This window comes from Streptomyces sp. NPDC056527, from assembly GCF_042794475.1.
Classification (GTDB): Bacteria; Actinomycetota; Actinomycetes; order Streptomycetales; family Streptomycetaceae; genus Streptomyces.
Genome location: NZ_JBHTTQ010000091.1, coordinates 1 through 14,148 on the forward strand (window position 1 = coordinate 1; position 14,148 = coordinate 14,148).

At 70.2% G+C, this 14,148-nt stretch carries 11 protein-coding genes; 5 read left to right on the forward strand and 6 right to left on the reverse strand.

Going from position 1 to position 14,148, the window contains the following annotated elements:
* Positions 1-33 precede the first annotated feature (33 nt).
* The 5 genes from ACFQ7Q_RS30095 to ACFQ7Q_RS30115 all read right to left on the reverse strand — a co-directional run bounded on the left by ACFQ7Q_RS30095 (position 34) and on the right by ACFQ7Q_RS30115 (position 6,084).
* A complete protein-coding gene (locus tag ACFQ7Q_RS30095) occupies positions 34-999 on the reverse strand; it encodes a zinc metalloprotease (RefSeq protein WP_383560496.1) in 966 nt (321 codons plus the stop codon).
* Between the two features lie 348 nt (positions 1,000-1,347).
* Positions 1,348-2,997 carry an alkaline phosphatase D family protein gene (locus ACFQ7Q_RS30100; RefSeq protein ID WP_383560499.1) on the reverse strand — a complete coding sequence of 550 codons (1,650 nt, stop codon included), beginning with the start codon at positions 2,995-2,997 and terminating at the stop codon, positions 1,348-1,350.
* 149 nt (positions 2,998-3,146) lie between these two features.
* Positions 3,147-3,962, reverse strand: coding sequence for a thioredoxin domain-containing protein (locus ACFQ7Q_RS30105; RefSeq protein ID WP_383560502.1), 816 nt, complete (start codon positions 3,960-3,962; stop codon positions 3,147-3,149).
* Between the two features lie 46 nt (positions 3,963-4,008).
* A complete protein-coding gene (locus ACFQ7Q_RS30110) occupies positions 4,009-4,695 on the reverse strand; it encodes a hypothetical protein (RefSeq protein ID WP_383560505.1) in 687 nt (228 codons plus the stop codon).
* Between the two features lie 63 nt (positions 4,696-4,758).
* Positions 4,759-6,084, reverse strand: coding sequence for a DUF2252 domain-containing protein (locus ACFQ7Q_RS30115; RefSeq protein ID WP_383560508.1), 1,326 nt, complete (start codon positions 6,082-6,084; stop codon positions 4,759-4,761).
* Positions 6,085-6,263: 179 nt separating this feature from the next.
* On the opposite strand from ACFQ7Q_RS30115, the gene dnaE reads away from it, so the two are divergent.
* Positions 6,264-9,803, forward strand: coding sequence for a DNA polymerase III subunit alpha (dnaE, locus tag ACFQ7Q_RS30120; RefSeq protein WP_383560511.1), 3,540 nt, complete (start codon positions 6,264-6,266; stop codon positions 9,801-9,803).
* 90 nt (positions 9,804-9,893) lie between these two features.
* Here dnaE and ACFQ7Q_RS30125 read toward each other — a convergent pair whose 3' ends face one another.
* The gene (locus ACFQ7Q_RS30125; RefSeq protein WP_376443835.1) at positions 9,894-10,067 is read right to left on the reverse strand and encodes a hypothetical protein; all 174 of its coding nucleotides are present in this window, start codon (positions 10,065-10,067) and stop codon (positions 9,894-9,896) included.
* A gap of 215 nt (positions 10,068-10,282) precedes the next feature.
* Here ACFQ7Q_RS30125 and ACFQ7Q_RS30130 point away from each other — a divergent pair, with 215 nt between their 5' ends.
* Genes ACFQ7Q_RS30130 through ACFQ7Q_RS30145 form a run of 4 tightly spaced genes read left to right on the forward strand, consistent with a single transcriptional unit; the run spans position 10,283 to position 14,083 of the window.
* Complete coding sequence (locus tag ACFQ7Q_RS30130; protein ID WP_383560514.1) at positions 10,283-11,554, forward strand: NYN domain-containing protein; 1,272 nt, start codon at positions 10,283-10,285, stop codon at positions 11,552-11,554.
* 28 nt (positions 11,555-11,582) lie between these two features.
* Positions 11,583-12,572, forward strand: coding sequence for an ABC transporter ATP-binding protein (locus tag ACFQ7Q_RS30135; RefSeq protein ID WP_383560517.1), 990 nt, complete (start codon positions 11,583-11,585; stop codon positions 12,570-12,572).
* A 13-nt stretch (positions 12,573-12,585) separates the two neighbouring features.
* A complete protein-coding gene (locus tag ACFQ7Q_RS30140) occupies positions 12,586-13,404 on the forward strand; it encodes an ABC transporter permease (RefSeq protein WP_383560520.1) in 819 nt (272 codons plus the stop codon).
* A gap of 34 nt (positions 13,405-13,438) precedes the next feature.
* Entirely contained in the window at positions 13,439-14,083 is a 645-nt protein-coding gene (locus ACFQ7Q_RS30145; protein ID WP_383560522.1) for a DUF2567 domain-containing protein, read from the forward strand.
* Positions 14,084-14,148 lie beyond the last annotated feature (65 nt).

Below are 14,148 nucleotides of genomic sequence, written 5' to 3' on the forward strand. Positions count from 1 at the left end.
CTCTCCCGCCGCGCCCTTCCGTTCTCGAGTGCGTCAGCCGGCGCGGTACGCGGACCACATGTCGTTCATCCGCGTGACCTGGCCGGAAGTGAACTGGTACATGCAGGCGTCGTACGTGTAGTCCATGAAGTTGTGGATCGGGTCCACACCCGCCTTGGACGCGCAGCTGTCACGGCCGGTCGGGCACTCGTAGGCAGGGCTCTTCTCGGCCGGGGTGTCGCTCACCGAGTCGCCGTTACCGTTGCAGCCGCCCTGGAACGTGTGGTACAGCCCCAGCCAGTGGCCGACCTCGTGGGTCGCGGTGTCACCCTCGTTGTAGTTGGCGGCGGAGCCACCCGGCAGCGAGGAGTCGAGGACGACCACACCGTCCATGGACGGGCTGGAGTTGTACGAGGACGGGAAGGTCGCCCAGCCGAGCAGACCGCCGCTGAGCTTGGCCGTGTAGAAGTTCAGCGCGCCGGCGCCGCCCTTGCGCAGCGTCTGCTTCATCTGCTTCTCGGCCGTGGAGCCGGACGCCAGGTTGTACCAGGTGGCGTTGTCCGTGTAGTCGGTCGAGGCGAGCGTGAACTGGAAGTTGGTGTTCACATTGCCGGTGCCCTGGCCGCCGTAGGCCGCGTTGAGGACCGCCAGCTGGTTGTTGATGGCGGTGGCGCTCAGCTTGCCCGTGGTGCCGCTGTGGACGACGTGGAAGTAGACGGGGATGTTCACCACGGCGGCGGTGGCGTTCATGCCGCTCGCGCGGACCGACTCCAGTCTCTTCTTCAGGTCCGCGTCCATGGCCTTGGCCTGGGCCGCAGAGATCTCGTTGGGCTCGCCGGCGTGGGTGGAGGCGCCGCGCGCCTTGCGGGCGCCGGAGAGGGACTCCGCACCGTCCGCGCACTCCTCGGCGGAGGGAGCGGCGGCCGTCGTGGTGGTGGCCGGGGCGGCCGACGGGGCGGAAAGGGGGGCCAGGGCCAGGGTTCCGGCCATGACCGCGGTGCCGAGCATACGACGTGACATACGCGGCGATATACGAACAAGAGCACGCACTGGTGACTCCTCGCGGGGGGTTTGTGGGAGGCAATTCCTCGCCACCGCGGGGAGATTACGGGTCCATGTCAGACGTTGTTGAGCATTGATCAAGCCCAATCATTCGTGGGGCATTTCGGGTCATCGGGAAGAAAAACTTTCGTCCGTTCCGGAGTTTGAGACATCGACGTAACGAACGAGGGGCCAGAGGCGGGTGGTGTGTCCGGATTCGAACGGTCGAACTCACCACCCGCCGTGGCGATGTGATCTTCTGTTAACAGACGCGATCATGGCTGAAAATCATCCATGGCGTCGGTTCGGTGAAGGGCCGGGGTGAGCTCAGCGCACCGGCTGGTACACCCGCTCGACGCGCTGCGTTCCGTTCCGCGTCCGGTACGAGCGCGACCAGGCGGCCGTCGCGTCCGCCTTCGCCTTGTCGGAGACCGTGTAGTAGTCCATCTGCGACTGCTCGGCGGTCACGTCGAGCACGCCGTAGCCGTGGTGGTCCATGTCCACCCACTTCACATGGCGGTTGGCGGCCTTGACCGCCCCGGCCGCCACCACCGAGAGCGTGCCCGGCGCCACATGGAGGATGTCGTCCAGGTTGTCCGAGGTCACCGAGGTGACCACGAACTCGGTGGCCGCCGACTGCGACAGCGGGTACGTCGCCGCCTTCACGGGCACGTCGTTGGCCCAGGCCATGTGGATGTCACCGGTCAGGAAGACGGTGTTCCGGACGGACCGCTGGGTCAGATGCGCCAGCAGCTCCTTGCGGTCGTCCGTGTAGCCGTCCCACTGGTCGACGTTGACGGCGAGCCCCTCCTTCGGCAGGCCCAGCAACTCCGCGAGCGGGCCGAGCAGGTGGGCCGGCAGGGCGCCGAAGGCGACCGGCGAGATCATCACCGAGGTGCCGACCAGCTTCCAGGTCGCGTCCGAGCCGGCGAGGCCGGACTTCAGCCAGTCCAGCTGGGCGCGGCCGGTGAGGGTGCGCTCGGGGTCGTCGACGGCGCCCTTTCCGATGCCCGCCTGCTGCGAGCGGAAGGAGCGCAGGTCGAGCAGGTGCAGATCGGCCAGCTTGCCGAAGCGCAGCCGCCGGTAGACCGTGCCCTCGGTCGAGGCGCGGACCGGCATCCACTCGAAGTACGCCTGCTTGGCGGCGGCGACCCGGGCCGCCCACTCGCCCTCGGTGCCGGGCGTGTGGTTCTCCGCCCCGCCCGACCAGGCGTCGTTGGCGACCTCGTGGTCGTCCCAGATCGCGATCATCGGGTGCGCGGCGTGCAGCGCCTGCAGATCGGCGTCCGTCTTGTACTTCCCGTGCCGGGTGCGGTAGTCGGACAGCGAGACGATCTCGTGCTTCGGCTCGTGCTGCCGGACGACGTACTTCGCCTCGGGGTAGGCGCCGGTGCCGTACTCGTAGATGTAGTCGCCGAGATGGAGGATCGCGTCCAGGTCCGCGCGGGCCGCGAGGTGGCGGTACGCGGAGAAGTAGCCGGACTCCCAGTTGGAGCAGGAGACGACTCCGAAACGGACACCGGGCGTGACGGCGTCGGCGGCCGGCGTGGTGCGGGTGCGGCCGACGGGGGAGACGGTCCCGCCCGCCGTGAAGCGGTACCAGTGCGCGGTCTCCGGGCGAAGGCCCCGGACGTCCACCTTGACGGTGTGGTCGGAGGCGGCCGTCGCGTCGGCGGTGCCGCGGGCCACGATCCGGGTGAAGGCCCGGTCCTCGGCCACCTCCCAGCCGACCGTGACGGCGGGGCCTCTGCCGGATCCGGGTCCGGCGTCGGGGGTGGGGGTCACACGGGTCCAGAGCAGGACGCCGTCGGGCAGCGGGTCGCCGGAGGCGACGCCGTGCACGAACGCGGGGGCCTCGGAGTCCGCGAACGCGGGGGAGGCGGCGCCCACCAGTGCCGGAGCGGCGACGGCCGTGACGGCGGCGGCCTTCACGACCGTACGGCGGGTGGGGGCATGGGGTATGTGTCGACTGGTCACGGCCAGTCAGATTACTGGCGAGTATGACGAACAGGCAGGCGAAAACCGGAAGTTCGCCCACTCGTCGACCGGCGGACGTGATAATCCGCCGCCGCCCGTGCGCGGGGCGGGTCCGCGGGGGCCGGGGCTCCCGCGGACCCGAACGCCCGTCAGCCCTTGAGCGCCGGCGTGATCGCGGCGTTGAACTGCTCCACCGTCATCGGCGGGTTCTCGCTGCCCTCGGCCGTCAGGGCCTTGCCGTCCATCTTCAGCGTCGGCGTGCCCTTCACACCGCTGGCGTCGAACGCCGCGGACATCTTCATCGCCCAGGCGTCGAACGTGCCGCTCTCCACGTTCTTCTTGAACTCCGCGTTGCCCTTGAGCGCCGGGACCGAGTCCGCGACCTCCAGCAGGTAGGAGTCCTTCGCGAACTTGTCCTGGCTCTCCTCCGGGTGGAACCGGGTGGAGTAGAGGGCGGACTTGTACTCCATGAACGCCTCGGGGCTCACGTTCAGCGCCGCGCCCAGGGCCGACAGGGCGTTCTTCGAGCCCTCGCCCTGGTCGACGTTGTCGATGAACGTGGCGCCGACGTACTTGACCTTGTACTTGCCGGCCTCGACGTCCTTGTCGACCGTCGCGCCGACCTGCTGCTCGAAGGTCGCGCAGACCGGGCAGCGCGAGTCCTCGTAGAGCTCCAGAGTCTTCTTCGCGGACGCCTTGCCGACGACGACCGTCGTGCCGTCGGTGCCCTCGGTGTTCTTGGGCGCGGTGACGGCCGTCTCCTTCGCCACCGCCTCCCAGTGGGACGGCTTGTTGGCCTGGACGACGGCGTAGCCGATGCCGCCGGCGACCGCCAGGGCGGCGACCGCCGACACGGCGACGATCACCTGACGGCGGGCCTTGTCCTTCTTGGCCTGGCGCTCGCGCTCGATGCGCAGCCGCTCGCGGGCGGCCGCCTTGTTGCTCTGGCTGTTGCGTGCACTCATGGTCGTGATCTCCGTGAAACGTCGAAAGGAAGGGGGATGGCGGTGCTCAGGCGAGGGCGAAGCCCGAGCACGGCGGTCCCCGTCGTCCGACGGAGTGCACGAGAAGGCGGGTACGGGACCGGCGGGGCCGGTCCAGGGGGCGCCCGCCGCGCCCCGGAGCCGAGCGCGGGGCGCCGAGGAGAGCGGCGACGAGCAGCAGCGGCCGGAAGGCGACGGCTGCCACGGCGCCGACCAGCCGGGTCAGCGCCCGCTCGCCGTGCCGCAGCCAGGCGGCCGCGAACAGCCCGACCGACACATGGGCGGCGAGCAGCAGCCACGGCAGGGCCGGGTCGGGAGAGTTCAGGAGGGCGGCCGCGGTCCCGCTCTCGGGGGCGGCGACCCCCGGCAGCGGGCTGCCCAGCGCGCCGCCGCACAGGACGTCCACGCCCACCGCGCGCAGCGAACCTGCGACCGGGCCGCCGGCCTGGCCGTAACAGACCGCCTGGCCGGCGGTGAAGACCGTGTCGGCCGCCAGCTCCAGCGGCACGAGCAGCCCCGCGATCGGGCCGAAACCGCGCTCGCGGCCGGCCAGCGCGTACGCCACGGCGAACACGCCGGCCGAGAGCAGGCCCACGGTCAGCAGCGGCAGCGGCACCTGGGACAGCAGCACATGGGAGCCGACGGACAGCGTCACGACCAGTGCCGTGAAGAGCGCCGCCCGCAGCCCCCTGAGCCGCGTCCCTGATATGTCCATAGCGCTGGAGAGTGTGCCATGCCTTCCTGTAAGAGCCCCCTAAGGGCGAGCTGTGCGAAGGGCCTACAAGCCCGGGATCCGGCCGTTGCGGAACAGGTCCACGAAGATCTGGTGGTCCTCACGCGCGCGGGCTCCGTAGCTGTGCGCGAAGTCGACCAGCAGATCGGCGAAGCCCGCCTCGTCGGCGGCGATCGCCGCGTCGATGGCCCGCTCGGTCGAGAACGGCACCAGCGAGTGGCCGCTGGAGTCGTCGGCCGCCGCATGCATCGTCGCCGTCGCGCGGCCGAGGTCGGCCACGGTCGCCGCGATCTCCTCGGGATCGTCGATGTCCGACCAGTCCAGGTCCACCGCGTACGGCGAGACCTCCGCGACCAGCTGCCCGGAGCCGTCCAGCTCCGTCCAGCCAAGCCACGGGTCCGCATGCGCCTGGAGGGCCCGCTGGGAGATGACCGTGCGGTGACCCTCGTGCTGGAAGTACCCGCGCACCGCCGCGTCGGTCACATGGCGGGACACGGCCGGGGTCTGCGCCTGCTTCATGTAGATCACGACGTCGTTCTCCAGGGCGTCGCTGTTGCCCTCGAGAAGGATGTTGTACGAGGGCAGACCGGCCGAACCGATGCCGATCCCGCGCCGGCCCACGACGTCCTTGACCCGGTACGAGTCGGGGCGCGCCAGTGACGACTCCGGCAGGGTCTCCAGATAGCCGTCGAAGGCCGCCAGGACCTTGTAGCGTGTGGCCGCGTCCAGCTCGATGGAACCGCCGCCGGAGGAGAAGCGGCGCTCGAAGTCGCGGATCTCCGTCATCGACTCCAGGAGGCCGAAGCGGGTCAGCGAGCGGGCGTCGCGCAGCGCGTCCAGGAGCGGGCCCTCGGCCGTGTCCAGGGTGAAGGGGGGCACCTCGTCGTCCTTGGCGCCGACCGCCAGGGCGTGGATGCGCTCCCGGTAGGCCGCGGCGTAGATCCGTACGAGCTCCGTGATCTGCTCGTCGCTCAGCGCCTTCGTGTAGCCGATCAGGGCGAGGGAGGCGGAGAGCCGCTTCAGGTCCCAGGTGAAGGGACCGACGTACGCCTCGTCGAAGTCGTTGACGTTGAAGATCAGCCGGCCGTTGGCGTCCATGTACGTGCCGAAGTTCTCGGCATGCAGATCGCCGTGGATCCAGACCCGGCCGGTCTGCTCGTCCACGTACGGACCGCCGTGCTGCTCCTGCTCCAGGTCGCTGTAGAACAGGCACGCCGTGCCCCGGTAGAAGGCGAAGGCGGAGCCGGCCATCTTCCGGAACTTGACGCGGAAGGCGGCGGGGTCGGCGGCGAGGAGCTCACCGAAGGCGGTGTCGAAGACGGCGAGTATCTGCTCACCGCGCTCGGCGGCGGTGGGCTGGGGGACCGACATCGAGGGTGCCTCCTGGTGCAAGACTGTTCATGACAATTGGGACAGGCGTTCTGTGTCTCTCAACGCGCGACCGTACCCCCGAGTGCCCGCCGGTTGTCAGTGGAGAGCCGTAGACTTCCACGCTGTCCCCCCAGACTGTCCGCAGCCTGTCGACTCCCGTTTTCCGGAGGCTCCCCGCCGTGACCAAGCCGCCCTTCACGCACCTTCACGTACACACCCAGTACTCGCTGCTGGACGGTGCCGCGCGGCTCAAGGACATGTTCGACGCGTGCAACGAGATGGGCATGACCCATATCGCCATGTCCGACCACGGCAACCTCCACGGGGCGTACGACTTCTTCCACACGGCCAAGAAGGCCGGTGTGACGCCGATCATCGGCATCGAGGCGTACGTCGCCCCGGAGTCCCGGCGCAACAAGCGGAAGATCCAGTGGGGCCAGCCGCACCAGAAGCGGGACGACGTCTCCGGTTCCGGTGGTTACACCCACAAGACGATCTGGGCGGCGAACAACAAGGGACTGCACAACCTCTTCCGGCTCTCCTCCGACGCCTACGCCGAGGGCTGGCTGCAGAAGTGGCCCCGGATGGACAAGGAGACCATCTCCCAGTGGTCCGAGGGGCTCATCGCCTCCACCGGCTGCCCCTCCGGCGAGCTGCAGACCCGGCTGCGCCTCGGCCAGTTCGACGAGGCCCTGAAGTCCGCCTCCGAGTACCAGGACATCTTCGGCAAGGACCGGTACTTCCTGGAGCTGATGGACCACGGCATCGAGATCGAGCGCCGCGTCCGCGACGGGCTCCTGGAGATCGGCAAGAAGCTCGGCATCCCGCCGCTGGTCACCAACGACTCGCACTACACGTACGCGCACGAGGCCACCGCCCATGACGCGCTCCTGTGCATCCAGACCGGCAAGAACCTCTCCGACCCGGACCGCTTCAAGTTCGACGGCACCGGCTACTACCTGAAGTCCACGGACGAGATGTACGCCGTCGACTCCTCGGACGCCTGGCAGGAGGGCTGCCGCAACACGCTGCTCGTCGCCGAGCAGGTCGACACCGACGGCATGTTCGTCGAGAAGAACCTCATGCCGAAGTTCGACATCCCCGAGGGCTACACCGAGGTCTCCTGGTTCCGCGAGGAGACCATGCGGGGAATGCACCGCCGCTTCCCCGGAGGCATCCCGGACGACCGGCTGAAGCAGGCCGAGTACGAGATGGACACCATCATCTCGATGGGCTTCCCCGGCTACTTCCTCGTCGTCGCCGACTTCATCATGTGGGCCAAGAAGCAGGGCATCGCGGTCGGCCCCGGCCGAGGCTCCGCGGCCGGTTCGATCGTCGCGTACGCCATGGGCATCACCGACCTCGACCCGATCCCGCACGGACTGATCTTCGAGCGCTTCCTCAACCCCGAGCGCATCTCGATGCCCGATGTCGACATCGACTTCGACGAGCGTCGGCGCGTCGAGGTGATCCGGTACGTGACCGAGAAGTACGGCGCCGACAAGGTCGCCATGATCGGCACGTACGGCAAGATCAAGGCGAAGAACGCCATCAAGGACTCCGCCCGCGTCCTCGGCTACCCGTACGCCATGGGCGACCGGCTCACCAAGGCCATGCCCGCCGACGTCCTCGGCAAGGGCATCGACCTCAACGGCATCACCGACCCCTCGCACCCCCGCTACAGCGAGGCCGGCGAGATCCGGGCGATGTACGAGAACGAGCCCGACGTGAAGAAGGTCATCGACACCGCCAAGGGTGTGGAGGGCCTCGTCCGGCAGATGGGCGTGCACGCCGCCGGCGTGATCATGTCCAGCGAGCCCATCGTCGACCACGCCCCGATCTGGGTGCGGCACACCGACGGCGTGACCATCACGCAGTGGGACTACCCTCAGTGCGAGTCGCTCGGCCTGCTGAAGATGGACTTCCTGGGCCTGCGAAACCTGACCATCATGGACGACGCCGTCAAGATGGTGAAGGCCAACAAGGGCATCGACCTCGACCTGCTGGCCCTGCCGCTGGACGACCCGAAGACCTTCGAACTGCTCCAGCGCGGCGACACCCTCGGTGTCTTCCAGTTCGACGGCGGCCCCATGCGTTCGCTGCTGCGGCTGATGAAGCCCGACAACTTCGAAGACATCTCCGCCGTGTCCGCCCTGTACCGGCCGGGCCCGATGGGCATGAACTCGCACACGAACTACGCCCTGCGCAAGAACGCGCAGCAGGAGATCACCCCGATCCACCCCGAGCTGGAGAAGCCGCTCGAAGAGGTGCTCGCGGTCACCTACGGCCTGATCGTGTACCAGGAGCAGGTCCAGAAGGCCGCCCAGATCATCGCCGGGTACTCCCTCGGCGAGGCCGACATCCTCCGCCGCGTGATGGGCAAGAAGAAGCCCGAGGAACTGGCGAAGAACTTCACCATCTTCCAGACCGGCGCCCGGAAGAACGACTACAGCGACGAGGCCATCCAGGCCCTGTGGGACGTCCTGGTCCCCTTCGCCGGCTACGCCTTCAACAAGGCGCACTCCGCCGCGTACGGCCTGGTCTCCTACTGGACCGCGTACCTCAAGGCCAACTACCCGGCCGAGTACATGGCCGGTCTGCTGACCTCGGTCAAGGACGACAAGGACAAGTCCGCGGTCTACCTCAACGAGTGCCGCCGCATGGGCATCAAGGTCCTGCCGCCCAACGTCAACGAGTCCGAGTCGAACTTCGCCGCCCAGGGCGACGACGTGATCCTCTTCGGCCTCTCCGCGGTCCGCAACGTCGGCACCAACGTCGTCGAGTCGATCATCAAGTCCCGCAAGGCGAAGGGGAAGTACTCCACCTTCCCCGACTTCCTCGACAAGGTCGAGGCGGTCGTCTGCAACAAGCGGACCATCGAGTCGCTGATCAAGGCCGGCGCCTTCGACGAGATGGGCCACACCCGCAAGGGCCTGGTCGCCCACCACGAGCCGATGATCGACAACGTGGTGGCGGTCAAGCGCAAGGAGGCCGAGGGACAGTTCGACCTCTTCGGCGGCATGGGCGACGAGGCGACCGACGAGCCCGGCTTCGGCCTGGACGTGGAGTTCTCCGACGTCGAGTGGGAGAAGTCCTACCTGCTCGCCCAGGAGCGCGAGATGCTCGGCCTCTACGTCTCCGACCACCCGCTCTTCGGCATCGAGCACGTCCTCTCCGACAAGACCGACGCGGCGATCTCCCAGCTCACCGGCGGCGAGCACTCCGACGGCGCGGTCGTCACCATCGGCGGCATCATCTCCGGCCTCCAGCGCAAGATGACCAAGCAGGGCAACGCCTGGGCCATCGCCACGGTCGAGGACCTCGCCGGCTCCATCGAGTGCATGTTCTTCCCGGCCACCTACCAGCTGGTCTCCACCCAGCTCGTCGAGGACACGGTCGTCTTCGTGAAGGGCCGGCTCGACAAGCGCGAGGACGTGCCCCGGCTCGTCGCCATGGAGCTGATGGTCCCGGACCTGTCGAACGCCGGGACCAACGCGCCCGTCATCCTGACCATCCCGACCGTCAAGGTCACCCCGCCGATGATCAGCCGGCTCGGCGAGATCCTGGGGCACCACAAGGGCAACACCGAGGTACGGATCAAGCTCCAGGGCCCGCGCACGACGACCGTCCTGCGGCTCGACCGGCACCGGGTCCAGCCCGACCCCGCCCTCTTCGGCGATCTGAAGGTGCTGCTCGGCCCGTCCTGCCTGGCCGGATAGCGGCAGCGCCCCCCGCGGAAGCCGGGGCCCACACGCGCGGAAGGGGCGCGCCCGTCGTCACGGGTGCGCCCCTTCCGGGGTTGTGCGCGATCAGTTGTGACCGAAGCGCTTCTGCCGGCCCTTGCGGGCCATGTCACCGGGAGTCACCTGCGAGGCGCGCTGCTCGGCCTGGGACTCCATCGACGACTGCTGCGCCTGCTGGGCGCCGCGCTCGGCCTGCGAGGACTGCTGCTGACTGCGGTTCTGCTTCCGATTCTTGGCCATGGTGATGCCTCCTCAAAGGGATCTCGGGGCCAGGGCCGCTGTCAGCCTCACATATAGGGTGAACCGCCGCATTTTGGATCATTACCGTCAGTGAGCGGGCCGCGGAGTGACATTCGCCACGCCGATGATCCAGTTCCGGCCGTCAACCTCTCCACGGTCGGGCAGACTCTGGGGAAATCCGAAGCAACTTCCGATCCCGAGGTTCCCGAAAGAAGGTGGAACACGTGGACCGCTGCGTCGTTCTCGTGGACGCCGGCTATCTGCTGGGCGCCGCCGCGAGCCTCCTCGCCGGGGAACCGGCCCGCTCCCGGATCACCGTCGACCATGCCGCGCTCATCCAGGGGCTGCGCGAACGGGCCGAGGCCGACACCGAACAGCCCCTGCTGCGCATCTACTGGTTCGACGGCGCTCCCGACCGGGTGCCCCAGCCCGAGCACCGCAGGCTGCGCGTGATGCCCAGGGTCACCGTCCGGCTGGGCGCCCTGACCCGCAGCGACGGTCGCTGGGCCCAGAAGGGCGTCGACGCGGCCATGCATGCCGAGCTCACCGAGCTGGCCAGAAACCGCGCCTGCTCCGATGTGGTGCTCGTGACCGGCGACGGTGATCTGCTGCCCGGCCTGATGTCCGCCAAGGAACACGGTGTCGCCGTCCACCTCTGGGCGGTGCAGGCCGCCGACGGCGACTACAACCAGTCCGAGGACCTCGTCGCCGAGGCCGACGAACGCCGGGTCCTCGACCGGGCCTGGATCACCCGGGCCGTCCGCGCCAAGGACCTCACCGGCATCTGCGCGCCCCCGCCGGCCCCGCGCCCCGAGATCGCCGCGATCCTCTCCGCCCCGCTGCCCGAATCGGCGCTGGCCGCCTCCGCCGAACGGGCCGCCGAGGCGGCGGCCGCGGCAGCCGCCTCCGTACACAACGGCACGGCCGACCCCGAGGCGCCCGCGCCGGCCGAGGACGGAACGGCGGGCGTGCCCGCACCGGCCACCGGCAAGGTCGTCCCCACCCCCAAGGACCTCGCGGGACTGCGCGGCCCCGGCGTCCCGGCCGCCCCGCCGGCCACCAACGCCACCCTGCGCTGGTCCTCCGACAAGGGCTGGATCGAACGCCCCGGCAGCGCACTCGGCGAGCCCCCCGAGACCGCCTCCCTGCCCACCCTCGCCCAGCTCACCAGCGCCGAGCAGCGCTGGGCCGACCGCGAGGAGGACATCACCACCGTCGGCGGCGACCCCTTCGAGGTCGGACAGGTCTTCGCCCGTCGCTGGATGGAGCGGCTCCCCGAGCAGAGTCACGTCCAGAAGCTCTCCGTGATGTACCCGCGCATCCCGCACCGCATCGACGGCGAACTGCTCAGGTACGCGGCCAGGTTCGGCCTGCTCGCCCACAAGGACGACCAGATCGACGAGCACGACCGGTACGCGATCCGGGCGGGCTTCTGGCGCGAGATCGACGTCCGGGCCGCCGCGGAACACGCCCCCGCGGGGGAGTAGGCGGAGGGACCCCGTAGGCTCTTCCTCCGTGAGTACGGTGTGCGTGGTGCGGGATCTGGTCAAGACGTACCCCGCCGCGCGCGCTCGGCGAGGGACGCCCGCGACCCCCGAGATCCGTGCAACCGACGGGATCAGCCTCGATGTGCGCGGCGGCGAGATCTTCGGCCTGCTCGGCCCCAACGGCGCCGGCAAGTCGACTCTCGTACGTCAGCTGACCGGGCTGATGCGTCCCGACTCCGGCACGGTCGAGCTGCTCGGCCATGATCTCGTACGCCACCCGGAACGAGCCGCGCGTCTGCTGGCCTACCTCGGCCAGGAGTCCACCGCGCTCGACGAGCTGACGGTCGCGCTCGCCGCCGAGACCACCGGGCGGCTGCGCGGGCTGACCGCACGGGACGCGCGGGCCGCGAAGGACGCCGTCCTGGAGGAGCTCGGCCTCACCGAGCTCGCCGGGCGGCCGTTGAAGAAGCTCTCGGGCGGACAGCGGCGGCTCGCCTGCGTCGCCGCCGCCCTGGTCGGCGAGCGGACCGTGCTCGTCCTCGACGAACCCACCACCGGGATGGACCCGATCGCCCGGCGGGCCGTCTGGAGCGCCGTCGACCGGCGGCGGGCCGAGCACGGCACCACCGTGCTGCTCGTCACCCACAACGTGATCGAGGCCGAGACCGTACTGGACCGGGTCGCCGTCCTGGATCGGGGCCGGGTCATCGCCTGCGACACGCCGGGCGGGCTCAAGGAGCGCGTCGCGGGAGAGGTCCGGGTCGATCTGGTGTGGCGCGAGCACGCGCCGCTGGAGGTCCCGGAGGTCGCCGCGCTGCGCGGGCTCGCACAGGAGTCGGGGCGGCGCTGGACCCTCCGGCTCGCCCCGGACGAGGCGCGGGCGACGGTCGCGGCGGTGACGGGCGGGGCGGCGTTCGCCGCCCTGGACGACTTCACGCTGGCCACGCCGAGCCTGGAGGACGTGTATCTGGCGCTGGGCGGCGAGAGTCAAGGAGTCACGGGACTGGTGAAGGCATGAGGAGCTGTACGGAGTGAGCATCGTGCCCGCCGAGGTCGCGTCGGCCTGGGCTCCCGACGCACAGGCCGCCGGGACCGCCGCGCCGCTGGCGCCGCGTGCCCGGCTGCTGCCGGCCCTCGCAGCCGTCTACCGCGCGCAGCTCTCGCGCGCCCGGGTCTCCCGTATCCCCTTGCTGTTCGTGGCGACGTTCCAGTCCGTCGGGATCATGGTCCTGATGCGGGGCGTCGTCGACGGCGGGGCGGAGGCGCGGGCGGTCGTGGCCGGCTCGTCGGTCCTCGTGGTCGCCTTCGTCGCGCTCAATCTGCTCGCCCAGTACTTCGGGCAGCTGCGGGCCACCGGAGGGCTCGACCACTACGCGACGCTGCCGGTGCCGCCGGCAGCGGTGGTGCTGGGTGCGGCCGGGGCGTACGCGTCCTTCACCGTGCCGGGGACCGTCGTGACCGCGGTCATCGGGTCGGTGCTCTTCGGGCTGCCGCTCGGAAACCTGTGGATCCTCGCGGCCGTCGTGCCGCTGGCCGGGGCCGCGCTCGCCGGGCTCGGCGCGGCGCTCGGACTGCTCGCGCCGCGGCAGGAACTCGCCACGCTGCTCGGGCAGCTCGGCATGTCGGCGGCGCTGCTGCTCGGCGTGCTGCCGGCGGAGCGGCTCCCGGAGCCGATCGGCTGGGCGCGGGACCTGCTGCCGTCGACGTACGGGGTGGAGGCGCTGGCCCGCACGTTCGATCCGCACCCGGACTGGGCGGCGGTGGGGCTCGACCTCGCGGTGTGCGGGGTCGTGGGGGTCGTGTCGCTGGCCGTGGCGACGTGGGCGTACCGGCGGGCGGCGGTCCGCTGAGGCGGGTCCCTTCCGTACCTGGCACGATGGCGGGGTGACCGCACCTCTGACACCGCCTCACCAGCCTCCGAACGACGCCGTGCCGCCGGACGGGTGGCCGGCGCCCTATCCTCCGCTGCCGGGCGACGACGGCGTGCCGAGCGCGGTGACGGAGCTGCGGCAGGCGGCCGTGATCTCCCTGGTCTCCGTGGTCGCCGGGGCGGCGCTGGGGCTGCTGTGGCTGTGGCTGGCGCCGCGGGTCTCGCTGATCTCGGACGGCAAGGCGGTCTTCCTCCGGCACAGCGAGGGGGAGGCGGCGATCGGGGCGGACGGGACGTTCGTGCTGCTCGCGCTCGCCTTCGGAGCGGTGGTGGCGGCCCTGGTCTTCCTCTTCCACCGGCACGGGGGCGTGGCCCTGGTGATGGGGCTCGCGGTGGGCGGCGTGCTCGGATCGCTCCTCGGCTGGGGCGTGGGCACGCTGCTGGGCCCGACGCACGACGTGGTGGCCCATGCGAAGCAGGTGGGGCCGAACGTGGTGTTCGACGCGCCGCTGAAGCTGGAGATGTGGGCCGGGGCGATGCTGGCGTGGCCGATCGCCGCGATGATCGTCCACCTGGCCCTGACGGCCCTCTTCGGCCCGAGGGACCTGGAGCCGGAATGGCCGACGACGGACGAGCCGAGCCCGGGCCGGCAGTCCTGACGCCTGCTGGGGCGGGGTGGTTTCCCACCCCCCCCTCTCCCCCGAGACGGGGGCGCCCCCGCGCG